The 22,381-nt window shown below is 65.9% G+C and carries 16 protein-coding genes; 9 read left to right on the forward strand and 7 right to left on the reverse strand.

All coding sequences use genetic code 11. The features are described from left to right. Positions 1 to 6 precede the first annotated feature (6 nt). The 4 genes from JZZ72_RS16465 (at position 7) to JZZ72_RS16480 (ending at position 5,779) form a co-directional block, all read left to right on the forward strand. Entirely contained in the window at positions 7 to 1,464 is a 1,458-nt protein-coding gene (locus tag JZZ72_RS16465; RefSeq protein ID WP_043860648.1) for a gamma-aminobutyraldehyde dehydrogenase, read from the forward strand. Positions 1,465 to 1,732: 268 nt separating this feature from the next. Beyond that, the gene (locus tag JZZ72_RS16470; protein ID WP_058541452.1) at positions 1,733 to 2,890 is read left to right on the forward strand and encodes an iron-containing alcohol dehydrogenase; all 1,158 of its coding nucleotides are present in this window, start codon (positions 1,733 to 1,735) and stop codon (positions 2,888 to 2,890) included. Between the two features lie 10 nt (positions 2,891 to 2,900). Continuing rightward, positions 2,901 to 4,232: an APC family permease gene (locus JZZ72_RS16475; RefSeq protein WP_043860646.1), complete on the forward strand. Its 1,332-nt coding sequence runs from the start codon at positions 2,901 to 2,903 to the stop codon at positions 4,230 to 4,232. A gap of 122 nt (positions 4,233 to 4,354) precedes the next feature. Then, positions 4,355 to 5,779, forward strand: coding sequence for a gamma-aminobutyraldehyde dehydrogenase (locus tag JZZ72_RS16480; RefSeq protein WP_054915058.1), 1,425 nt, complete (start codon positions 4,355 to 4,357; stop codon positions 5,777 to 5,779). A gap of 95 nt (positions 5,780 to 5,874) precedes the next feature. Here the strand turns inward: JZZ72_RS16480 and JZZ72_RS16485 are convergent, their stop codons facing one another. The 3 genes from JZZ72_RS16485 to JZZ72_RS16495 form a co-directional block, all read right to left on the reverse strand. Further along, positions 5,875 to 8,805: a membrane-targeted effector domain-containing toxin gene (locus JZZ72_RS16485; protein ID WP_210014717.1), complete on the reverse strand. Its 2,931-nt coding sequence runs from the start codon at positions 8,803 to 8,805 to the stop codon at positions 5,875 to 5,877. Positions 8,806 to 8,936: 131 nt separating this feature from the next. Next, positions 8,937 to 10,067 carry a membrane-targeted effector domain-containing toxin gene (locus JZZ72_RS16490; protein ID WP_210014718.1) on the reverse strand — a complete coding sequence of 377 codons (1,131 nt, stop codon included), beginning with the start codon at positions 10,065 to 10,067 and terminating at the stop codon, positions 8,937 to 8,939. Then, positions 10,027 to 11,838 carry a dermonecrotic toxin domain-containing protein gene (locus tag JZZ72_RS16495; RefSeq protein ID WP_210014719.1) on the reverse strand — a complete coding sequence of 604 codons (1,812 nt, stop codon included), beginning with the start codon at positions 11,836 to 11,838 and terminating at the stop codon, positions 10,027 to 10,029. The genes JZZ72_RS16490 and JZZ72_RS16495 overlap by 41 nt, the downstream gene beginning before the upstream one ends. A 215-nt stretch (positions 11,839 to 12,053) precedes the next feature. Between JZZ72_RS16495 and JZZ72_RS16500 the strand changes: the two genes are divergently transcribed. Then, complete coding sequence (locus JZZ72_RS16500; RefSeq protein WP_043860642.1) at positions 12,054 to 13,436, forward strand: multicopper oxidase family protein; 1,383 nt, start codon at positions 12,054 to 12,056, stop codon at positions 13,434 to 13,436. Then, a complete protein-coding gene (tadA, locus tag JZZ72_RS16505) occupies positions 13,436 to 13,918 on the forward strand; it encodes a tRNA adenosine(34) deaminase TadA (protein WP_054915054.1) in 483 nt (160 codons plus the stop codon). The genes JZZ72_RS16500 and tadA overlap by 1 nt, the downstream gene beginning before the upstream one ends. 84 nt (positions 13,919 to 14,002) lie before the next feature. Here tadA and mltF read toward each other — a convergent pair whose 3' ends face one another. Beyond that, positions 14,003 to 15,463, reverse strand: coding sequence for a membrane-bound lytic murein transglycosylase MltF (gene mltF, locus JZZ72_RS16510; RefSeq protein WP_043860640.1), 1,461 nt, complete (start codon positions 15,461 to 15,463; stop codon positions 14,003 to 14,005). Positions 15,464 to 15,699: 236 nt separating this feature from the next. Between mltF and purL the strand changes: the two genes are divergently transcribed. Further along, a complete protein-coding gene (gene purL / locus JZZ72_RS16515) occupies positions 15,700 to 19,599 on the forward strand; it encodes a phosphoribosylformylglycinamidine synthase (RefSeq protein ID WP_043860639.1) in 3,900 nt (1,299 codons plus the stop codon). A 2-nt stretch (positions 19,600 to 19,601) separates the two neighbouring features. Further along, positions 19,602 to 19,913: a Nif3-like dinuclear metal center hexameric protein gene (locus tag JZZ72_RS16520; RefSeq protein WP_054915053.1), complete on the forward strand. Its 312-nt coding sequence runs from the start codon at positions 19,602 to 19,604 to the stop codon at positions 19,911 to 19,913. A gap of 98 nt (positions 19,914 to 20,011) precedes the next feature. Here JZZ72_RS16520 and tatC read toward each other — a convergent pair whose 3' ends face one another. The 3 genes from tatC to tatA are packed head-to-tail and all read right to left on the reverse strand — an operon-like array spanning position 20,012 to position 21,254. Then, on the reverse strand, positions 20,012 to 20,758 hold the full coding sequence (tatC, locus tag JZZ72_RS16525; RefSeq protein WP_054915052.1) for a twin-arginine translocase subunit TatC: 747 nt from the start codon (positions 20,756 to 20,758) through the stop codon (positions 20,012 to 20,014). Further along, on the reverse strand, positions 20,755 to 21,042 hold the full coding sequence (tatB, locus tag JZZ72_RS16530; RefSeq protein WP_078480098.1) for a Sec-independent protein translocase protein TatB: 288 nt from the start codon (positions 21,040 to 21,042) through the stop codon (positions 20,755 to 20,757). The genes tatC and tatB overlap by 4 nt, the downstream gene beginning before the upstream one ends. Next, positions 21,042 to 21,254, reverse strand: coding sequence for a twin-arginine translocase TatA/TatE family subunit (gene tatA, locus JZZ72_RS16535; protein ID WP_043860635.1), 213 nt, complete (start codon positions 21,252 to 21,254; stop codon positions 21,042 to 21,044). The genes tatB and tatA overlap by 1 nt, the downstream gene beginning before the upstream one ends. A gap of 141 nt (positions 21,255 to 21,395) precedes the next feature. Between tatA and gspK the strand changes: the two genes are divergently transcribed. Further along, positions 21,396 to 22,361 (forward strand): type II secretion system minor pseudopilin GspK, encoded by a 966-nt coding sequence (gene gspK, locus JZZ72_RS16540; protein ID WP_210014720.1) that lies wholly within the window; start codon positions 21,396 to 21,398, stop codon positions 22,359 to 22,361. Positions 22,362 to 22,381: the final 20 nt, after the last annotated feature.

Here is a 22,381-nt window from a genome sequence, read left to right on the forward strand (position 1 = left end):
CTGCACATGCCAGTCGCGCAGACCCCGTTGTCCACCGCACTCCTGATCGATGGCGAACTAGTCGCAGGCGAGGGCGTCGTCGAGCCGATCCTCAACCCGGCCACCGGCCAGGTGCTGACCCCTATCGCCGAAGCCAGCGCCGAGCAGACCGAGGCCGCGATCCTGGCCGCCCACCGCGCGTTCGCCGGCTGGGCCCGCACCACGCCGCAGCAGCGCTCCAACCTGCTGCTGGAGATCGCCAGTACCATCGAGCAGCACGCCGACGCCTTCGCCCGGCTCGAAGCGCTGAACTGCGGCAAGCCGCTGCACCTGGCGCGCAAGGACGACCTGAGCGCCACCGTCGATGTGTTCCGCTTCTTCGCCGGCGCGGTGCGCTGCCAGACCGGTCAGCTCAGCGGCGAATACGTACCCGGCTACACCAGCATGGTGCGCCGCGACCCGATCGGGGTGGTGGCATCGATCGCGCCGTGGAACTACCCGATCATGATGGCCGCCTGGAAGATCGCGCCGGCCCTGGCCGCAGGCAACACCCTGGTGTTCAAGCCGTCCGAACACACCCCGCTGTCGATCCTGGCCCTGGCGCCGGCGCTGGCGCGGATCCTGCCGCGCGGGGTGATCAACATCATCTGCGGCGGTGGCGAGAACGTCGGCGCTCACCTGGTCGGCCACCCCAAGGTCCGCATGGTCTCGCTGACCGGCGATATCGTCACCGGGCAGAAGATCCTCTCCACAGCGGCCAAAACCCTCAAGCGCACCCACCTGGAACTGGGCGGCAAGGCCCCGGTGATCGTCTGCGACGATGCCGACCTGCAGGCGGTGGTCGAGGGCGTGCGTGCCTATGGCTACTACAACGCCGGGCAGGACTGTACCTCGGCGTGCCGGGTCTACGCCCAGGCCGGCATCCACGACCGGCTGGTGGCCGAACTCGGGGCTGCGGTCAGCAGCATTCGCTATGCCGGCGCGCACGATGCCGACAACGAGATCGGCCCGCTGATCAGCACGCGCCAGCGCGACCGGGTGTCCAGCTTCGTCGAGCGCGCCCTCAGCCAGCCGCACGTGGAGTGCGTCACCGGTGCGGCGATGCATGCCGGGCCCGGGTTCTACTACCAGCCGACGCTGCTGGCAGGCTGCCGGCAAACCGACGAGATCGTCCAGCGCGAGGTGTTCGGCCCGGTGGTCACCGTGACCCGTTTCGACGAGCTGGCCCAGGCCGTGGACTGGGCCAACGACTCCGAATACGGCCTGGCCTCGTCGGTGTGGACCCAGAACCTGGACAAGGCCATGCAGGTGGCGGCGCGCCTGCAGTACGGCTGCACCTGGATCAACAGCCATTTCATGCTGGTCAGCGAAATGCCCCACGGCGGGCTCAAGCGCTCGGGCTACGGCAAGGACCTGTCCAGCGACTCGCTGCAGGACTACAGCGTGGTGCGGCACATCATGGCGCGCCACGGGCAGCACCTGTAGGCCGCTACCCCCGGTGCAAGGGAGCATTCGATTTAATCGAATGCTCCCTTGAGTTTTTAGTAATTGTCGATCCGCTACCCGTGTCTTAGTGTCTGGCCCCATACCGGCCTGTGCCCACCGTGCAGCGCCTGGACAAGCGGTCCATCGGCTTCGGCGATCGGCAACCGCCACAACAATAACCAGACACCCACCGCCCAGGCGGCCCCTCTGACTCGTCTGCCATAACTACAACATTGCAAGTGCGCCCCAGTGCGAGAGGAACCTACCGATGCAATTCCAGTTTCTGTTACCCACCAAGATCGTCATGGAACCTGGCCTGCGCCAGCGTACCGGCGAGCACCTGACCGACCTGGGCCTGCGCCACGTGCTGCTGGTCACCGACCCGGGCGTGAAGAACGCCGGCCTGCTCGACAGCATCTATACCAGCCTGGACAAGGCCGGCGTGCGTTATGAAGAGATCGTCGACGTCAAGCCCAACCCGCGCAGCGAAGACGTCAACCGCGCCGCCGAGCTGTATCGCGGCAAGGGCATCGACGGCGTGCTGGCAGTGGGTGGCGGCAGTGCGATGGACGCGGCCAAGGCGATCAGCGTACTGCTGACCCACGACGGCAAGGTCGAGGACTACGAAGGTGCCTTCACCCTCAAGGGCCCGGTGCTGCCAATCGTGGCGATCCCGACCACCGCAGGCACCGGCAGCGAGGTCACGTTCTTCTCGGTGATCACCGACACCCGCCGCCAGTTCAAGATGAGCATCCTGGACTACCGCATCGGCCCGGTTCTGGCGCTGCTCGACTCGGACATCACCGCCACGCTGCCGCCGCACATCGCCGCCGCCACCGGCATGGACGCGCTGACCCACGCTATCGAGGCCTACACCGGCAAGCCGGCCAACCCGATCAGCGACGGCCTGGCCCTGCATGCCATTCGCCTGATCGCGCAGTACCTCAAGCCCGCCGTGCAGGAGCCGAACAACCGCGAGGCCCGCGAACAGATGCTGATCGCCAGCCTGATTGCCGGCATGGCCTTCGGCAATGCCGACATCGCCAGCGTGCACTGCATCTCCGAAGCCATCGGCGGCATGTACGACACCCCGCACGGGGTGGGCAACGCGATCTTCCTGCCGTTCGTGTTCAGCCATAACCGCGACGCCGACCTGCGCCGCCATGCCGATGTCGCCTATGCCCTGGGCATCGACCCCAATCTTGGCGCCAGCGCTGCCGCCGAAGCGGGCGTGGAGCAGTTGTTCCGCATGAACCGCGAGCTGGGTATTCCGCGTTTCGCCGATGTGGCCGGGGTGCGCGAGGAGGACTTCCTGGCCATCGCAGAGAAGTCCAAGAGCAACATTTCCGATGCGAGCAACGCCAAGGAGATGTCAGTCGAGAGCTACCTCGACGTGATCCGCGCCGCCTACACCTACGCAGCCTGAGGCCCTAACCATGAGCGCATCGACTTCCTCCGCGCACCTGCGCCGGACCCTCGGGCCGGTGTCCGTGCTGTTGTTCGGCCTGGCCTTCATCGCCCCGCTGATCGTGTTCGGCACCTATGGCGTGATCGCCCAGGCCAGCCAGAACACCGTGGCGCTGTCCTATGTGGTGGCCTCCATCGGCGTGATCTTCACCGCCCTGAGCTACGGGCGCCTGGTGCGGATCTTCCCGGCGGCCGGTTCCGCCTACACCTACACCCGCAAGGTGTTCAACCCTGGCATCGGCTTCATGGTCGGCTGGGCCGCGCTGCTGGACTACTTCTTCATCCCGATGCTGATCTGGCTGCTGGGGGCCAGCTACCTGAGCCTGGCGTTCCCGGATGTACCGCAGTGGTGCTGGATCACCGGCTTCATCGTTTCCACCACCTTGCTCAACATCCTGGGCATCCAGGTCGCCAACCGCTTCAACATCATCCTGATGCTGATCCAGCTGACCATCATCGCGGTGTTCATCGCGCTGTGCTGGCACTACGTGTCGGCCATCAACGGCCCGGGCGGTCTGCTCTCGGTCAAGCCGTTCTTCAATGCCGACGTGCCGTTCTCGGCCACCATGGCCGGGGCCGCGATCGCCGCCTATTCGTTCCTGGGCTTCGACGCGCTGTCGACCCTGAGCGAAGAAACCGTCGAGCCCGAGCGCACCATCCCGCGTGCCATCCTGCTGGTGGCCCTGATCGGCGGCAGCCTGTACGTGGGCTCTTCGTACTTCATGTACCTGGCGCACCCGGCGGGCCTGTTCGAGAACATCGACGGCGCGGCCTTCGAAATCGCCAAGACCATCGGTGGCGACCTGTTCTTCGGCGTGGTACTCACCGGCATCATCATTGCCCACTTCGCCGCCGGCCTGTCGTTCCAGGCCAGCGTGGGGCGTCTGCTGTATGCCCTGGGCCGCGACAACCAGCTGCCGCAGAAGCTGTTCGGCGTGCTGCACCCGCGCTACAGGACCCCGGTATTCAACATCGCCCTGTGCGGGGCCTTCGGTTTCGTCGGGTTCGGCCTGACCATCGCCACGGCTACTTCGCTGGTCAACTTCGGCGCCTTCCTGGCCTTCACCTCGGTCAACCTGTGCGCACTGAAACTGACCTTCGACCGCAGCATCGGCGACAAGGCCGGCGTGGTCCGCGGGGTGATCTTCCCCCTGGCCGGCGCCTTCACCTCGGGCTGGATGCTGATCAGCCTGGATGCCGACGCGCTGATTCTCGGCTGTTGCTGGGTGCTGCTGGGGCTGGTGTACCTGGCCTGGCGCACCCGGCTGTTCAGCACGGCAGTGCCTGAAGCCGCACTCTGAACCTGCGGGCGCCCGGCGCCTGCCCCCCCTGTAATGCTCCCCCTGTGCGCAGCCCGGCTGCGGGCACGGGGCGCTTGCGACTTTTTTATGGCGGCGGCCAACCTCGCCGCACAGGAGAACCCATGCAAACCTGCCTGCTGATCAATGGACAACTCATCGCCGGTGAAGGCGAAACCCTGGCGGTGCTCAACCCGTCCCTGGGGGCCACTCTGGTGGAGATCCCCGAGGCCAGCCTGGCCCAGGTCGATGCCGCGGTGTGCGCTGCGGATGCGGCGTTCGACAGCTGGTCGCAGACCACCCCCAAGGACCGTTCGCTGCTGCTGCTCAAACTGGCCGATGCGATCGACGCCCACGCCCCGGAGCTGGCGCGCCTGGAAGCGGACAACTGCGGCAAGCCCTACGCGGCGGCGCTCAACGACGAGCTGCCGGGGGTGGCCGACGTGTTCCGCTTCTTTGCCGGTGCCAGCCGCTGCCTGCAAGGCAGTGCCGCCGGCGAGTACCTGGAAGGGCACACCTCGATGATCCGTCGCGACCCGGTGGGCGTGGTGGCCTCCATCGCACCGTGGAACTACCCGCTGATGATGGCCGCCTGGAAGCTCGGGCCGGCCCTGGCCGCAGGCAATACCGTGGTGCTCAAGCCGTCCGAGCAGACGCCGCTGACCACCCTCAAGCTGGCGCAACTGATGGCGGAGATTTTCCCGGCAGGCGTGGTGAACGTGGTCTTCGGCCGCGGCCCGAGTGTCGGCAAGCCCCTGACCGGGCACCCCAAGGTGCGCATGGTGTCGTTGACCGGCTCGGTGGCCACGGGCAGCCGCATCATCGCCGGCACCGCCGACAGCGTGAAACGCATGCACATGGAGCTGGGCGGCAAGGCCCCGGTGATCGTGTTCGATGATGCCGATATCGATGCGGTGGTCGAAGGCGTGCGCAGCTTCGGCTTCTACAATGCCGGCCAGGACTGCACCGCCGCCTGCCGCCTGTATGTGCAGAAGGGCGTGTACGCGGCGTTCGTGAAGAAGCTCGGCGAGGCGGTGGCCAGCATCCGCTACGGCCTGCAGGACGACCCTGACACCGAGCTCGGGCCGCTGATCACCCAGCAGCATCTGGAGCGCGTGGAAGGCTTTGTGCAGCGCGCCCGCGAGCAGTCGCACATCGAGGTGGTGACCGGTGGCCAGCGTGTCGCCGGGCCAGGGTTCTTCTTCGAGCCGACCGTACTTGCCGGCGCCCGGCAGGACGACGAGGTGGTGCGCCATGAGATCTTCGGCCCGGTAGTCACGGTCACCGCCTTCGACGACGAGGCCCAGGCCCTGGCGTGGGCCAACGATTCGGACTACGGCCTGGCCTCCTCGGTTTGGACCCGCGACGTGGGCCGCGCCCACCGTTTGGCCGCACGCCTGCAATACGGCTGCACCTGGGTCAACACGCACTTCATGCTGGTCAGCGAAATGCCCCACGGCGGCGCCAAGCTCTCCGGCTATGGCAAGGACATGTCGATGTATGGCCTGGAGGACTACACCACCGTGCGCCATGTGATGTTCAAGCACTAGTTGACGCACCAGGCCTAGCGGCCCGGTTGCCGCGAGGCGAAAGCAAGGGCAAGGCCAGGCGGCCTTGCCCTTTTTTCATCGCCGCCTGCCTGGCGTCACAGCGGCACGTACTTCAAGCCGTACCGGGACAGCTGGAAGGCCATTTCCGACAGGTCCGGCAGGCGTCGCTTGTCCAGCCATGGCCAGCTGGCGCGTTCGATATAGATGAACTCACCGTCCCTTGCGATGGGCGTGTAGTGCAGCGCCAGGTCCTTGCTGCGGTGTATCAGGGTCATCTTGCCGTCGATGTCCTTGAAGCCGAACGCCCCCGGTTTGGCCAGCCGGCTTTCCAGCGTGCCCGAGGCCGAGGGCGGCTGGGCAATCGGCACCTGCAGGCGCAGGTCGCCCTGCACGCGGGTTTCGCGGATACCGTCGTCCACTGCGTAAAGCCCCGGGTCGCGGCCCACGCTTGCGCTGCTGCCGATTTCGATGTCCTCGACGCGCACACCGATCACACCTTGCAGTTCGCTGACCCCGGGCACGCTCTCGAAGGTGTTGGCGTGGGTGTTGCCCATCAGTGCAACCCATTTGCCGGCGCCATGGGCAGCCTGGTCGGCAGCGATCACGCGGTGGGCGAAGAAGTTCATCATCTTCTGGCGAATCGCGGGTGGTCGGGGGCCCATCCATGCCTGGCGGTAACTGGCCATGCAATCGATGGCCTGTATCCGGATGCCCTGTTTCTGCGCGCTCCTGATCACCTGCATGAAGGTGTAGCGCTGGGCGGGGTCGGTGTGCCAGCCGCGGTCCAGATCGGTCACGTAGGTCTTGAGTGCCTGGGGCATCTGCCCGGTCTGGTTGAACAGGTCCAGGTCGGCCTGCTGGAAGTCGGTCATCAGGTGCTCCATGTACAGCACCCGCACCTTCTGCTGCTTGAGCAGGGCCATGTTCTCGATCAGAAACTGCTTGCTGCCCAGTTGTGAATGGGCTTCGCCGACCACCAGGCCCTCGCTGTTTTCGTACACGCTGCGAATGATCTGCCTGGCACTGGCATCGGCAGCCAATGTTGGCAGCGGTGGCCGCTGCGGCAGGCTTGCGGTGCTGAAAAACGCTTCGGCGTCGTCGACCAGCAGGTCGCGCAAGGTGCGAAATTGCGCGTAGGCCTGTTCGCGGGCGGGGTTGTTGGGGGAGAACGTGCGCCCGCTCAGGTTCGACTCCTCGCCACCGTTGGAGGCCTTGAGCAATTCGGGCTGCAGCGCCTTGTCGACTTCATAGGGGGTGGGCACGCGTTCCGGGCCGGGCGCGGGTACCTGGGCCTGGCCCCAGAGCTTGAGGCGAAAGCGTGGCGCCCCGCCTTTCAGACCCTGCTCCAGCGGTTGCCATACGCCTTCGTCGTTCAGGCCAATGGGCACGTTGCGGTAGAACGAGTAGGGGTTTTGCGGGTCGACCACCGCCCATGAACGCAGCTCGCCGATGTAGCGCACGTGATAGGGGAACCCGTCTATCTGGGCATAGAAGCCATCGTCCAGGGTGTAGATACCCTGGAATTTGCCGCTGCCGGTGGCGTGCCCGTCCAGCAGCACGTTGGTTTCGAACGGGGCCAGCAGTTGCGAGCGCTCGGCCGGTATCAGCGGCGCAGGCGCCCACTCGGCGAGTTCCGCCGGGGTGGCCATTGGCGAGTGTTCGGGCTCGACGGGTGCAGTGTGCGTGCCCGCGTCCAGGCTGGGTTCGATCTCGGCGATTTCACCGGTGACGGCCGGGCCTGCGAGCAGGGTGGCATTGAACAGCGTGTTGATGGCCGCCAGCACGGCGCCGATCACGCCGGCCTTGCGTTGGGCAGTGGTGTGCCCGTTGACCGCCTGATCGATGTTCAGGCCGGTTTCGGCCAGCCCGGCGCCCACGGCAGCCAGCGCTACCGGCCAGTCGACCGCGGCCATGGCACTGGCGAACGTGCCGAAGGCCTTGAGGTAGCCGATCCACAGTTGCTTGCGCAGGTCGGCGTTGGAGCGCAGCGAGAAGTTCGCATCGTCGATCATGCGCTGACGCGCTGCATCGCGCAGGTGGGTGAACCCGTCGCCATGCACGGTCGTGTTCGACTGGTTGAGTGCGTCGTGACCGTTGCCGCCCCAGTTGTTGAACAGCACGTCGATCAGGTGCTCGAGCCCCACCGCGCTGGCTTTTTCGCCGCGGTCCGCAAGGGCGAAGTGGGTCATGAAGCGTGCGCGGTTCTGCGCCGCATTGGTGTTGTGCAGCACCCACCAGTACAGCTCGCTGTGGTTGGCGAACAGGTGCAGGGCGTCGACCTCGCCCGGGATGTAGAGCAACTGGTAACCGTCGTCGAGTTCCACCCGCAGGATATCGGTGGCCACATGGCCGCCGATGTCGAAGGTGCACAGGCGCACCCCCGCCACCGGCCTGGCCTGTTGTTGCAACTGGCTCAGCGAGGGCGGCCAGCTGGCGTCACCGGCCAGGGCAGTGGCCACCCGCCGCAAGCGTGCCAGGCGGGCGGGGTCGGTCTGGTGCGCGCAGGTTTCGAGCACCTTGCTCAGGAAGTTGGCCTTGGCCAGGGTGCGGAAGTTGTCCGAATGACGGGCCCAGAAGCGGGTCAGGTCCTGGTGGAAGGCGCTGCAGAAGTCGACCTTCCACAGCTCGTCGAGTACCTCGCGCGGGGCCATCGGCACTTCATCGCGCTCATCGAACAGGCCTGTGCCCGGCCCGCGGCTGTAGAAGCCGGTGCGGTAGCCGAGCAGGTCGGCGTTGTCCTGGTCGTTGACATCGAAACGCTGCATCACCAGTTGCGGCAGTGTCAGCGATTCGCTGGGCGGGCCGAGGTGTTCCCAGCCGCTGAAGGTGCGCGGGCTGCTATGCGCGGTGTTGAACCGGTGCAGGTACACCGCGTCCGGGTCCAGCGTGCTGCGGGTGTGTTTCTTCAGGATATGGCTGGCGATTTCGCGGGCCATCTGGCGCATGTCGGGGCAATGCTTGACCAGTTGTCGGGCCAGGTTCTGCAGCTGTTCGTGGTCGTGGGTCTGTTGGGCGGTCAGGGGCATGGCGATACTTCCGTGTCAGGGGCGAGGGGCCAGCTTGGCCGGGGGCGGCGAGCAGCGTGCGGTAAGTAAGTAGTGCGGGCCGCCCAGCCAGCCCGGGCCGTCCAGGCAGCAAGCAAAGCTGGGCGGCGCCGTTACAGTGGCACGAAGGTCAGCCCGTTGGATGTCACCAGGGTCGACAGTTGCGCCAGGCTTGGCATGCGGCGCTTGTCCACGCGTGGCCAGCTCGCCCGATCGATGTAGTAGAACGTGCCGTCCCGTTGGATGGGGGTGTAGTGCAGCGTCAGGTCCTTGCTGCGGTGGATCATCTGCAAGGTCCCCTCCACCTGGGTGAAACTGAAGGAGCCGACAGCGCGCAGCTTTTCTTCCAGGGTGCGTGCCACGCCGTGTGCGGGAGCAATGGGCACCTGCAGCAGCAGGTCGCATTTGACCGCTGCCAGGTTGGCCGACTGGTCGGGTTGGATACCGGGGTCCACGCCGAATCGCACAGGCAGCCCGCACTCGATGTCTTCGATGCGCAGGCCGATGGCGCCCTGCAGCTCGGCAAGCCCTGGCACGCCGTCAAACGTATTGGTGTGGGTGTTGCCCACGAAGGCGATCCACCTGCTGGGGTGCAGGGCCTGGTCTGCTGCAATGACCCGATGGGCAAAGAAGTTCATCATCTGTTGGCGGATCGGGCCCGGCGGGGTGGCCAGCCAGGCCTGACGATAGCTGGCCATGCAGTCGATGGCCTGGAGGCGGACCTGGTTGGCCTGTGCGGTGAGCATCACCTGCTGGAAGGTATAGCGTCCGCTGCTGTCGGTGGCCTGGCTTCGGTCCAGTTCGGCCACATAGTCGCGCAGGTGCTGGCTCATGTTGCCTGTGCGGTTGAACGCATCGAGGTCGGCCTGGTGAAAGTCCGTCAGCAGATGCTCCAGGTACAGCACCTTGACCTTCTGCTTGCGCAGTTGCGCCATGTTGTCGATCAGAAAGCGTTTGCTGCCCAGGTGTGCGTGGCATTCGCCGATCACCACGCCGTCGCAGCGGGAGTAGCAACCACGCAGGATCTGCTTGGGCGCCGGGTTGCTTTCGAACAGCGGCAGTTGCGGGCGTGGCGGCAGCTCCACCGTGCTCAGGTACTCCTTGGCATCGTTCAGCAGCTTGCTGCGCAGCTTGCGAAACAGGTCGCAGGCTTCTTCCAGGTGTGGCTGATTGGCCCGGTAGGTAATGCCGCTGAGCTGTTCGTCATCCACCGAACGCAGCTGTGCCTGCTGGCGTGGGAGCAACTCGTAGGGCGTGGGGATACGTTCGGCAGGGGGTGGCGCGTAGTCGCTGCGACCCCACAGTTTCAGGCGAAAGCGCGGTGTACCCCCCAGAAGGCGGCCCTGTGCGACGGGCTCCCACTGCTGTTGCGCATTGAGCCGGATGGGCACGTTGCGGTAGAACGAAAAGGGCGCGTTCGGGTCGATCACCACCCAGCTCTTGAGCTCGCCCACGTACCGCACCTGGTAGGCGAAATCGCCGATCGCTACATAGAAACCGTCGGCCAGCGAGTAGATGCCCTGCATCTTGCCAACCCCGGGTTTTTCGCCATCGAGCAGGGCATTGGTCTCGAAGGTGGCCAGGCGCTGGGAAGCCGGTGTCGGTCTCAGGGGGGGCGGGCACCTGGGCGTCAATATCCTCGGCAGTGGCAAGGGGTTCGTCCTCGGCCTCCACATAGGGCTCGGCGACGGCGGGCACCTCGCTGTCGATCCGTATCGCTTCACCGGTCTCCTCGCCGAGCAGCGTCGCGTTGAACAGCGTGTCGAGGGAGGCCAGTACGGCGCCGATGACGCCCGCCTGGCGCTCGGCAGTGGTGTGGCCGTTGATCGCCTCGTCGATGGACAGGCCGGTCTCGCCAAGCCCTGCGCCCACGGCAGCCAGTGCAACCGGCCAGTCGAAGGCGGCCATCGCCCCGGCGAACCGGGTAAAGGCGTGCAGGTCCGCCACCCACATCTGTTTGCGCAGGTCGGCGTTGGAGCGCAGGGCGAAGTGCGCGTCGTCGCTCATGCGCTGTCGCGCCGCATCGCGCAGGTAGCTGAATGCATCCTGGTCGACCGGCTTGTCCAGCAGGTTGATGGCATCGTGTGCGCTGCCGGCCCAGTTGGAGAACAGCAGGTCGATCAGATGCTCGAGCCCGACCCCGGCGGGGTTTTCGGCATGGCTGGACAACGCGAAGTGGGCCATCAGGCGCGCGCGGTTATCTGCGGCATTGGTGTTCTGCAGCACCCACCAGTAAAGCTGCGCAGGGTTGGCAAACAGGTGCAGGGCCGTGACCTCGCCGGGCATGTACAGCACCTGGTAGCCATCGGGCAGCACGGCACGCAGCATGTCGCTGGCGACGTAGCCGCCGATGTCGAAGGCATGCAGGCGCACCCCCTGGTCGGGAACATGCGTTTGCTGCAGTTGTTCGAGGGTGGGCGGCCAGTCGGTGACGCCGGCCAGTGCCCGGGCCAGCAGGCGGTAGCGTTTGCGCTGTTCGGGCAGGTCTGCGTGTTCGCAGGCTTCCACCACCTTGCTCAGGAAGTTGGCCTTGGCCATGCTGCGAAACGCCTCTGCACTGTTGGCCCAGAACGCCTGCATCTTCTGCTTGAAGACCGAGCTGAAGTCGATCTGCCAGAAGTAGCGCAGCACATCGGCCGGTGCCATGGGGACTTCGTTGCGTTCGTCGAACACCCCGGCATGCGCGCCTTCGCGGTAGAAGCCGGTGCGGTAGCCGAGCAGGTCGGCGTTGTCCTGGTCGTTGGCGTCGAAGCGCTGCATCACCAGTTGCGGCAACGTCAGCGACTGGTAGGGCAGGTCACGGTGCTCCCAGCCGCTGAAGCTTCTGGGGTTGGACTGGGCCGCCTTGAAACGGTGCAGGTACACGGTGTCCGGATCGAGGCTGCTGCGGGCGAACTTCTTCAGGGCGTCGACGGCCACCTCACGGGCCATCTGGCGCATGTCCGGGCAGTTGACGACGAGCTGGCGCGCAATGTCCTGAAGCTGCGCGCGTTGTGGGTTGGGGGGCTGGGGCATGGCGATCCTTCCTTGGTCTGGGCCATGGCAGGATGGGCTGGCTCCAGCGGGCAGGTGCGGTAGATAGTGCTGCGCGGGTGGGTGCGGCATCGTGTGCCGCTGCCGGGGCAACTCTTCACTTAAAGTTTCGCAAATGCAGGTGTATCGTATTCGCCCTTACCGCCAGCCCGGTCATGGCTGGCAGGCTGTTTTCGCGATACGAGGTGCCTGTTCCGATGTCCTTTACCCGTCGACAAATGCTCAAGGGGCTGACTGGCCTGGTGGTGGTTGGCCTGGGCGCCGGGGGCGCCGCACGTTACTGGATGGGCAAGGTCGAGGACGAGCAGGCCGGGCATGACTATGAACTGATCGCCGCGCCGCTGGACGTCGAGCTGGTGGCCGGGCACACCACCCAGGCCTGGGCGTTCGGCCCGTCCGCGCCGGGCACCGAGCTACGGGTGCGCCAGGGGCAGTGGCTGCGGGTGCGGTTCATCAACCACCTGCCGGTGGCCACCACCATCCACTGGCACGGTATCCGCCTGCCGCTGGAAATGGACGGCGTGCCCTACGTGTCGCAGCTGCCGGTGCTGCCGGGCGAGTACTTCGACTACAAGTTCCGCGTGCCGGATGCCGGCAGCTTCTGGTACCACCCCCACGTCAACAGCAGCGAAGAGCTGGGCCGCGGCCTGGTCGGCCCGCTGATCGTGGAGGAGCGCGAGCCCACCGGTTTCAAGCACGAGCGCACCCTGAGCCTGAAGAACTGGCACGTGGACGAGCAGGGCAACTTCGTCGAGTTCAGCGTGCCGCGCGAAGCGGCCCGTGGCGGTACCGCAGGGCGCCTGATCACCATCAACGGGCAGCCCGACGCGGTGGTGGAAATGCCCGCCGGGCAGATCGTGAGGGTGCGCCTGCTGAACCTGGACAACACCCTGACCTACCGCATCAATCTCAAGGGCGACTTCGAGGCGCGTATCTATGCGCTGGATGGCAACCCGATCACCCCGCGCCCATTGGGCAAGGACTACTGGCTGGGCCCCGGCATGCGCATCTGCCTGGCCATCCGCATGCCGGCAGCCGGTGAGGAGCTGTCGCTGCGCGACGGCTCGGTGCGCCTGGGCACCCTGCGTTCGGTGGCCAGCAGCGAGGCACCGGGCGACTGGCCACCGGCGCTGCCGGCCAACCCCATCGCCGAGCCGGACCTGGCCAACGCCGAGAAGATCAACTTCAATTTCGAGTGGGTAGGCTCGGTGTCGGTCAATACCGAGAACGGCAAGCCGCCAAGCCTGTGGCAGATCAACGGGCAGGCCTGGGACATCACCGACAAGACCTGTTCCGACCGGCCGATTGCCACCTTGAAGAAGGGCAAGAGCTACATCTTCGAGCTCAAGAACATGACCCAGTACCAGCACCCGATCCACCTGCACGGCATGAGTTTCAAGGTGCTCAGCTCCAATCGCCACAAGATCCCGGAGCAGTACTTCACCGACACCTACCTGCTGGGCAAGAACGAGCGGGCGCAGGTGGCGCTGGTGGCGGATAACCCCGGCACCTGGATGTTCCATTGCCACGTGATCGATCACATGGAAACCGGCCTGATGGCCGCCATCGAGGTGGCGTGATGCGTCAGCCGCAGATCATCGACCGCAGCCGCGACCAGCACTTCATGCGCCTGGCGCTGGAGCTGGCGGCGCAGGGGGCTGCATTGGGCGAGGTGCCGGTGGGCGCGGTGCTGGTGCAGCACGGCGAGGTGATCGGGCAAGGCTTCAACTGCCCGATCAGCGGCAGCGACCCCAGCGCGCACGCCGAAATGGTGGCCATTCGCGCGGCGGCGCAGGCGGCCAGCAACTACCGGCTGCCGGGCAGCACGCTGTATGTGACGCTGGAGCCGTGCAGCATGTGCGCCGGGCTGATCGTGCATTCGCGGGTCAACCGCGTGGTGTTCGGCGCCCTGGAGCCCAAGGCCGGGATCGTGCAGAGCCAGGGGCAATTCTTTACCCAGGGGTTTCTGAACCACCGGGTGCTGTTCGAGGGTGGGGTGCTGGCCGAGGAGTGCGGGGCGATTCTGACCGAGTTCTTCAGGGCTCGGCGGGCCAAGGCCTGATAACCGTGGTGTGACCATCGCGGGTCAAGCCCGCTCCCCCGTTGTTGCGGGAGCGGGCTTGACCCGCGATACAGGCGCTGCAAACTAGAGCGGCGGCGAAGCGTCGGCCGGCTTGGTCTTGTTGACCCCCGGCACATGCAGGTTGCCTTCGGCCACCTGGCTGCCCTCCAGCTGCGGCTGGGTCACCCAGGTCAGGATGTCGTAGTAGCGCCGGATGTTGGCCACGAAATGCACCGGCTCGCCTCCACGGGCATAGCCGTAGCGGGTCTTGCTGTACCACTGCTTCTGCGACAGGCGCGGCAGCATCTTCTTCACGTCCAGCCACTTGTTCGGGTTCAGCCCCTCGCGCTTGGCCAGCTTGCGTGCATCGTCCAGGTGGCCGCTGCCCACGTTGTAGGCGGCCAGGGCAAACCAGGTGCGGTCCGGCTCCTCGATGTCGTCATCGAGCTCCTTCTTCACATGCATGAAGTACTTGGCCCCGCCCTCGATGCTCTGGCGCGGGTCGAGCCGGTTGGACACGCCCATGGCCTGGGCGGTGCGCTGGGTCAGCATCATCAGCCCGCGCACGCCGGTCTTGGAGGTGACCTCGGCCTGCCACATCGACTCCTGGTAACCGATCGCCGCCAGCAGGCGCCAGTCCACCTGTTCCTTCTTGGCCGAGGTCTTGAAGTGGTTCTCGTAGCGCGGCAGGCGCTGCTGCAGGTGCTGGGCGAAGGTGTAGGCGCCGACATAGCCGAGCACGTCCACGTGGCCGTAGTAGCGGTCCTTGAGCCGTTGCAGGGTGCCGTTCTTGTGCACCTTGTCGATGAATTCGTTGATTTCGTTGAGCAGGCTGTTGTCTTCGCCGGCCGCCACCGCCCAGCGCTGGTCGCGCCCGTCGCCCAGGTCGAAGGCGACCCGCACGTTGGGGAAGTACACCTGGTTCATCGCCACTTCGTTGGAGTCGACCAGGGTCAGGTCGATCTGGCCCTCGTCGACCATGCGCAGCAGGTCGACCACCTCGACCTGGTCGGATTCTTCATATTGCAGGGCCGGGTACTGTTTTTTCAGCTCTGCCAGCTGTTCGGCATGGCTGCTGCCCTTGAGTACCAGAATGCGCTTGCCGACCAGGTCGCCGGCGTCGGTGGGGCGGGGCTTGCCGTTGCGGTAGATGATCTGCGGGGTGACTTCGAGATACGGGTGGGAAAAACGTACCTGCTGCTTGCGCTGCTCGCTGCTTACCAGGCCCGCTGCCGCCAGCACCGGGCCGTTCGGCTGGCCGAGCTGGTTGAACAGGTCGTCGAGGTTGTCGGCGGTCTCGATCTGCAGCTTCACGCCCAGGTCGTCGGCAAAGCGCTGGACCAGCTCGTACTCGAAGCCGGTTTCGCCGTTGCGGTCCTGGAAGTAGGTGGCCGGGCTGTTGCGGGTGATCACGCGCAGCACGCCGTCCTCCTTGACACGCTCCAGGGTGCTGGGTTTTTCAACACAGGCACCGAGCATCAGGAAGAGTCCGGTTGCGATGAGCCATTTGGCACAACGCTGGCGCAAAGCAGTCTGGGCAAACATAGGGTGCAGTATACGCAAAGGACCTGCCGCGCCATATCTCGACAACATCCGGCTTGTCTGCTAGCACAGCCCGATAAAACCGCGTCGGGACGGGTTTTTGTCATCTCGTGAAGCACTCTTGTCGGCTTGCCGACATTCGGCCTGTCGCCGATGCAGCGTTTCGGGTGCCGTCGGCGGCGGTTTAGGCTAGAATGCACGGCCTCTAAGCACACCCCCTTCCTGAGGCTGTCCCGACGATGTTGATCCTGCGCGGCGCTCCTGCCCTTTCTGCCTTTCGCCACGGTAAATTACTCGAGCAACTGAGCCAGAAAGTCCCCGCTGTTAGTGGTTTGTACGCTGAATTCGCCCATTTCGCCGAGGTTGACGGCGAGCTGAGTGCCGACCAACAGCATGTGCTCGCGCGCCTGCTCAAGTACGGCCCGAGCGTGCCGGTACAGGAGCCCAGCGGTCGCCTGTTCCTGGTCATGCCGCGTTTCGGCACCATCTCGCCCTGGTCGAGCAAGGCCAGCGACATCGCCCACAACTGCGGCCTGGAGAACGTCAAGCGCCTGGAGCGTGGTACTGCCTTCTATGTCGGCGGTGAACTGAGCGAGGCCGATGTGGCCGCCGTTGCCGAGCTGCTGCACGACCGCATGACCCAGATCGTGCTGGGCAGGCTCGAAGAGGCCGCCGGCCTGTTCAGCCATGCCGAACCCAAGCCGCTGACCGCCGTCGACATCCTCGGCGGTGGCCGCGCCGCGCTGGAAAAAGCCAACGTCGAGCTGGGCCTGGCCCTGGCCGAAGACGAGATCGACTACCTGGTCACCAGCTTCCAGGGCCTCAAGCGCAACCCGCACGACATCGAACTGATGATGTTCGCCCAGGCCAACTCCGAGCACTGCCGCCACAAGATCTTCAACGCCAGTTGGGATATCGACGGCCAGAGCCAGGAAAAAAGCCTGTTCGGCATGATCAAGAACACCTACCAGATGCACAGCGAAGGCGTGCTGTCCGCTTACAAGGACAACGCCTCGGTGATCGTCGGTTCCACCGCCGGGCGCTTCTTCCCGAACCCTGAAACCCGCCAGTACGGCGCGGTGCAGGAGCCGGTGCACATCCTGATGAAGGTCGAGACCCACAACCACCCGACCGCCATCGCGCCGTTCCCGGGGGCCTCTACCGGTTCCGGCGGCGAGATCCGCGACGAAGGTGCCACCGGTCGCGGCGCCAAGCCCAAGGCCGGCCTCACCGGCTTCACCGTGTCCAACCTGCAGATCCCGGGCTTCGAACAGCCGTGGGAAAAGCCCTACGGCAAGCCGGAGCGCATCGTCACCGCGCTGGACATCATGATCGAAGGCCCGCTGGGCGGCGCGGCGTTCAACAATGAATTCGGGCGCCCGGCACTGACCGGTTACTTCCGTACCTTCGAGCAGTCGATCAACACCCCCCATGGCGAAGAAGTGCGCGGCTACCACAAGCCGATCATGCTCGCCGGCGGCATGGGCAACATCCGCGAAGGCCATGTGCAGAAGGGCGAGATCACCGTCGGCGCCAAGCTGATCGTGCTCGGCGGCCCGGCCATGCTGATCGGCCTGGGCGGCGGTGCTGCCTCGTCGATGGCCACCGGCGCCAGCTCTGCCGACCTCGATTTCGCCTCGGTACAGCGCGAAAACCCTGAAATGGAACGCCGCTGCCAGGAGGTCATCGACCGCTGCTGGCAGCTGGGCGATGCCAACCCCATCGCGTTCATCCATGACGTCGGCGCGGGCGGCCTGTCCAACGCCTTCCCCGAGCTGGTCAACGACGGCGGCCGTGGCGGTCGTTTCGAGCTGCGCAACGTGCCCAACGACGAGCCGGGCATGGCGCCGCTGGAAATCTGGAGCAACGAGTCCCAGGAACGCTACGTGCTGGCGGTCGACGCCAAGGACCTGGAGCGTTTCACCGCCATCTGCGAACGCGAGCGCTGCCCGTTCGCGGTGGTCGGCGAAGCCACTGCCGAACCGCAACTGACCGTCACCGACAGCCACTTCGGCAACAGCCCGGTGGACATGCCGCTGGAAGTGCTGCTGGGCAAGGCCCCGCGCATGCACCGTTCGGTCAGCCGCGAAGCCGAGCTGGGCGACGATTTCGACCCGAGCACCCTGGACCTCGCCGACTCGGTACAGCGCGTGCTGCGCCACCCGGCCGTGGCCAGCAAGAACTTCCTGATCACCATCGGTGACCGCACCATCACCGGCCTGGTCGCCCGCGACCAGATGGTCGGTCCATGGCAGGTCCCGGTGGCCGACGTGGCCGTCACCGCCACCAGCTTCGACGTGTACACCGGCGAAGCCATGGCCATGGGCGAGCGCACCCCGCTGGCCCTGCTCGACGCCCAGGCGTCCGGGCGCATGGCGATCGGCGAGACCCTGACCAACATGGCGGCCTCGCGCATCGGCAAGCTGTCCGACATCAAGCTGTCGGCCAACTGGATGTCGGCTGCCGGCCACCCCGGTGAAGACGCGCGCCTGTACGACGCGGTCAAGGCCGTGGGCATGGAACTGTGCCCCGAGCTGGGCCTGACCATTCCGGTGGGCAAGGACTCGATGTCCATGAAGACCCGCTGGGAAGATGAAGGTCGCGAGAAGACCGTGACCTCGCCGATGTCGCTGATCGTGACCGGCTTTGCCCCGGTTACCGACATCCGCAAGACCCTGACCCCGCAACTGCGCATGGACAAGGGCGAAACCGACCTGATCCTGATCGACCTGGGTCGCGGCCAGAACCGCATGGGCGCCTCGATCCTGGCCCAGACCCACGGCAAGCTCGCCAGCCAGGCACCGGACGTCGACGACGCCGAAGACCTCAAGGCGTTCTTCGCGGTGATCCAGGGCCTGAACGCCGACGGTCACCTGCTGGCCTACCACGACCGCTCCGACGGCGGCCTGCTGGCCACCGCGCTGGAAATGGCCTTCGCCGGCCATTGCGGGCTGAACCTGGAACTGGACACCCTGACCGGCAAGCGCGAGAAAGTCGCGGCCATCCTCTTCAACGAAGAGCTGGGTGCGGTGATCCAGGTGCGCCAGGACGCCACCCCGGACGTGCTGGCCCAGTTCAGCGCCGCCGGCCTTGGCGAAGACTGCGTGGCGGTGATCGGCAAGCCGGTCAATTGTGCCGACGTGGCCATCAGCCTGAACGGCGAAGTGCTGTTCACCGGCGACCGCCGCCTGCTGCAGCGCCAGTGGGCCGAGACCAGCTACCAGATCCAGCGCCTGCGCGACAACGCCGACTGCGCCGACCAGGAGTTCGACGGCCTGCTCGAGGAAGACAACCCGGGCCTGAGCGTCAAGCTGGGCTTCGACGTCAACCACGACATCGCGGCGCCTTACATCAAGAAGGGCATTCGCCCACAGGTGGCGGTACTGCGCGAGCAGGGCGTCAACGGCCAGGTGGAAATGGCCGCGGCGTTCGACCGTGCCGGCTTCAACGCCATCGACGTGCACATGAGCGATATCCTCGCCGGTCGCGTCGACCTGAACGAGTTCAAGGGCATGGTTGCCTGCGGCGGCTTCTCCTACGGTGACGTGCTGGGTGCCGGTGAAGGCTGGGCCAAGTCGGCGCTGTTCAACAGCCGCGCCCGCGACGCCTTCCAGGGCTTCTTCGAGCGTAGCGACAGCTTCACCCTGGGTGTGTGCAACGGTTGCCAGATGATGTCCAACCTGCACGAGCTGATCCCGGGCAGCGAGTTCTGGCCGCACTTCGTGCGCAACCGCTCCGAGCAGTTCGAGGCGCGCGTGGCGATGGTCCAGGTGCAGGAGTCCAACTCGATCTTCCTGCAGGGCATGGCCGGTTCGCGCATGCCGATCGCCATCGCGCACGGTGAAGGGCATGCCGAGTTCGCCAGCGAAGAGGCACTGCTGGAAGCCGACCTGTCCGGTTGCGTGGCCCTGCGTTTCGTCGACAACCACGGCAAGGTCACCGAGACCTACCCGGCCAACCCGAACGGTTCGCCGCGCGGGATCACCGGCCTGACCAGCCGCGACGGGCGCGTCACCATCATGATGCCGCACCCTGAGCGGGTATTCCGTGCGGTGCAGAACTCGTGGCGCCCGGATGACTGGAACGAAGACGCCGCCTGGATGCGCATGTTCCGCAACGCGCGGGCCTGGGTGAACTGAGGGTGTTCAAACTCGCCTTCTTCGTGCCGCCCAGCCATGTGGAGCAGGTCAAGGCCGCTGTGTTCGCCGCCGGTGGCGGACGCATCGGCGCCTACGACAGCTGTGCGTGGCAGGTGCTGGGCCAGGGCCAGTTCCGTCCGTTGAGCGGCAGCCAGCCGTTCATCGGGCAGAGCGGGGTGGTCGAGCAGGTCGAGGAGTGGCGGGTCGAGCTGGTGGTGGACGATGCGCTGGTGGGGCCGGTAGTCGCGGCCCTGAAGGCGAGCCACCCCTACGAGACCCCGGCCTACGAGGTCTGGCAGCTCGCTGATTTCTGATTGGCAGGTCTGCCTCTTCGCCGGCAGGCCGGCTCCTACAGGGTTCATGTGCGACGCAACACCCTGTAGGCGCCGGCCTTGCCGGTGAAGAGCTCCGATCAGGCAACCTCCATCGTCTGTTCCTGCTTGCGCTGCACCCCCGCACACGCCAGCAACCCCACTTCAAACAGTATCCACATCGGCACCGCCAGCAAGGTCTGTGAAAACACGTCCGGCGGGGTCAGCAGCATGCCCACCACAAAGCATCCGACGATCACGTAAGGCCGGCTCTTGCGCAGTGTCGCCACATCCGTCACCCCCGCCCACACCACGATGAAGGTGGCCACCGGTATCTCGAACGCCAGCCCGAACGCCAGAAACAGCGCCAGGATGAAGTCCAGGTACAGGCTGATGTCGGTCATCATCGACACCCCGGCCGGGGTCACGCTGGCAAAAAAACCGAACATCATCGGAAACACCACGAAGAACGCGAAGGCCATGCCGGCATAGAACAGCACGATGCTCGATACCAGCAATGGCAAGGCGATGCGCCGTTCCTTGCGGTACATCCCCGGTGCCACGAACCCCCACACCTGGTGCAGCAGCACCGGCATGGCGACGAACAGCGCAGCCATCAGGGTCAGCTTGAAGGGCGCCAGGAACGGCGAAGTCACGCTGGTCGCGATCATGCTCGCGCCTTCGGGCAGGTAACGGCGCAAGGGTTCGGATACGGCGGTATAGAGGGTCTGGGCGAACGGGAACAAACCCAGGAACACCAGCGTGACGGCCAGCAGGCAGCGCACCAGGCGCCGCCGCAGTTCGGTCAGGTGGGCGGTCAGGGGCATGCCCGCTTGGGTATCAGTCATGGGCAGGGTCCATTGGTCGAAGTCGGGGTCGGCTGCGCCTGCAGGTTCACGCCCTGGCGCAGTTCCTGTTCCAGACGCCGCAGTGGCTCGGCATCCAGCTCCTGGGTCAGTGCCTGGGTGTCGAGCTCACGCTCCACCTGTGCACGCAGCGCCCCCATGGCACGCCTGGCCTGGCCCACGCCACGCCCCACGGTGCGCATCGCCACCGGCAGGCGTTCGGGGCCCAGCACCAGCAGCGCCACCACGCCCACCAGCAGCAGTTCGGTAAAGCCGATCTCGAACATCAGCTGCGTTGTTCCGGTTGCCCCTGCTGTACCTGCTGCACCGGGGCAGGGGCGTCCGGGGTGTCGGCCTGCGGGCCGTTGCCCATGGATTTGCGAAAGCCCTGGATCGCCTCGCCCACGTCCGCGCCCAGGCCCTTGAGGCGCTTGGTGCCGAACAGCATGAACACGATCATCAACACGATAACCAGTTGCCAGATCCCGATACCGCCCATGTGAAGCACTCCAAGGTCATGAAAAAGAAGGGTTTATCCTGCCTGCGCTTTATGACGCAAAGGTGACGGGCAACGCCTTTGCCATGTGCCTGAAACATCCGCCGTGTTGACTGGCCGCTCTTTGGCAGAGGTAGCGTGACGATGGGTGGCAAGCGACAGCAGGGCGCGGCATTGCTGATGGTGCTGGTGGTGCTGGCGATGATCGCCGGTGGCCTGGCATGGCTGGTACAGGAGGGGCGCGCCCAGGTCGATGCGGTGCGCCTGGTGCAGCAGCGCGTGCAGGCGCGCGGGCTGGAGCGGGCCGGGCTGGCCTTTGCCGAGCAGGCCCTGCAAGACCCCAGTTGGCGTGCCAGCCCGCTGTTCTGGCAGGCGCTGCGTGGCCAGGCGCTGCCGTATGCGTTCGACGGCGGTTCGGCGACCCTGCGCATCCGCGACCTGCACACCTGTTTCAACGTCAACAGCCTGGTGGGCGAGGATGCCGAGCGTGCCGAACGCCAACTGCAGTACCTGCTGGGCGGCGACATGGCCGCCGCCCAGCTGGCCCAGGCCCTGGCCGACTGGATCGACAGCGATCACCAGGCGCGTCGCGAGGGCGCCGAGAACGATCATTACCTGCGCCAGTCGCCGCCGCGCCTGGCGGCCAATCAGCTGATGCTGGACATGAGCGAGTTGAACCTGCTGCTGGGCCCCGACCCGCAACGCCAGGCCCGTTACCCGCAGCTGTGTGCGTTGCCCGAAACCACGCACTGGCGGCTCAATGCGAATGCGCTGAGCCTTGAACAGTTGCCGTTGCTGGAGGCGCTGTATGAGGGAAGGATGAGCCGCTCACTGCTGAGCCGGGTGGTCACTGCACGCCCGGCCACCGGCTACCGGGATGCCGGCGCCTTGCGCCAGGCACTCGGTGCGCTGGACGATGCGACCTTCGAACGCTTGAGTGAGGGGTTGTTGCTCAACAGCGGGGACTTTCTGTTGCAGCTGGAGATCGAGCAGGACGCTCACGTGCTGCGCAGCCAGTACCAGGTACATGCCCGTGGCGTGGTGCAGTGGCATGCCCTGGTGCCGGTGCAGCAGGTGCGGGTAACCCGGCGCGAATCGCTGCCCTGGTAAGGGCAGCGGTGCCGGTCGGG

This window comes from Pseudomonas palmensis, from assembly GCF_017848315.1.
Taxonomy (GTDB): domain Bacteria; phylum Pseudomonadota; class Gammaproteobacteria; order Pseudomonadales; family Pseudomonadaceae; genus Aquipseudomonas; species Aquipseudomonas palmensis.

What these genes read in the sequence shown, in the direction of transcription:
- tadA (WP_054915054.1), top strand. Translation starts at nt 13,436, where the DNA reads ATGCGTCAGCCGCAGATCATCGACCGCAGCCGCGACCAGCACTTCATG.
- JZZ72_RS16500 (WP_043860642.1), top strand. Translation starts at nt 12,054, where the DNA reads ATGTCCTTTACCCGTCGACAAATGCTCAAGGGGCTGACTGGCCTGGTG.
- JZZ72_RS16470 (WP_058541452.1), top strand. Translation starts at nt 1,733, where the DNA reads ATGCAATTCCAGTTTCTGTTACCCACCAAGATCGTCATGGAACCTGGC.
- JZZ72_RS16495 (WP_210014719.1), bottom strand. Translation starts at nt 11,838, where the DNA reads ATGCCCCAGCCCCCCAACCCACAACGCGCGCAGCTTCAGGACATTGCG.
- gspK (WP_210014720.1), top strand. Translation starts at nt 21,396, where the DNA reads ATGGGTGGCAAGCGACAGCAGGGCGCGGCATTGCTGATGGTGCTGGTG.
- JZZ72_RS16480 (WP_054915058.1), top strand. Translation starts at nt 4,355, where the DNA reads ATGCAAACCTGCCTGCTGATCAATGGACAACTCATCGCCGGTGAAGGC.
- purL (WP_043860639.1), top strand. Translation starts at nt 15,700, where the DNA reads ATGTTGATCCTGCGCGGCGCTCCTGCCCTTTCTGCCTTTCGCCACGGT.
- JZZ72_RS16485 (WP_210014717.1), bottom strand. Translation starts at nt 8,805, where the DNA reads ATGCCCCTGACCGCCCAACAGACCCACGACCACGAACAGCTGCAGAAC.
- JZZ72_RS16475 (WP_043860646.1), top strand. Translation starts at nt 2,901, where the DNA reads ATGAGCGCATCGACTTCCTCCGCGCACCTGCGCCGGACCCTCGGGCCG.
- tatC (WP_054915052.1), bottom strand. Translation starts at nt 20,758, where the DNA reads ATGACTGATACCCAAGCGGGCATGCCCCTGACCGCCCACCTGACCGAA.
- mltF (WP_043860640.1), bottom strand. Translation starts at nt 15,463, where the DNA reads ATGTTTGCCCAGACTGCTTTGCGCCAGCGTTGTGCCAAATGGCTCATC.
- tatA (WP_043860635.1), bottom strand. Translation starts at nt 21,254, where the DNA reads ATGGGCGGTATCGGGATCTGGCAACTGGTTATCGTGTTGATGATCGTG.
- tatB (WP_078480098.1), bottom strand. Translation starts at nt 21,042, where the DNA reads ATGTTCGAGATCGGCTTTACCGAACTGCTGCTGGTGGGCGTGGTGGCG.
- JZZ72_RS16465 (WP_043860648.1), top strand. Translation starts at nt 7, where the DNA reads ATGCCAGTCGCGCAGACCCCGTTGTCCACCGCACTCCTGATCGATGGC.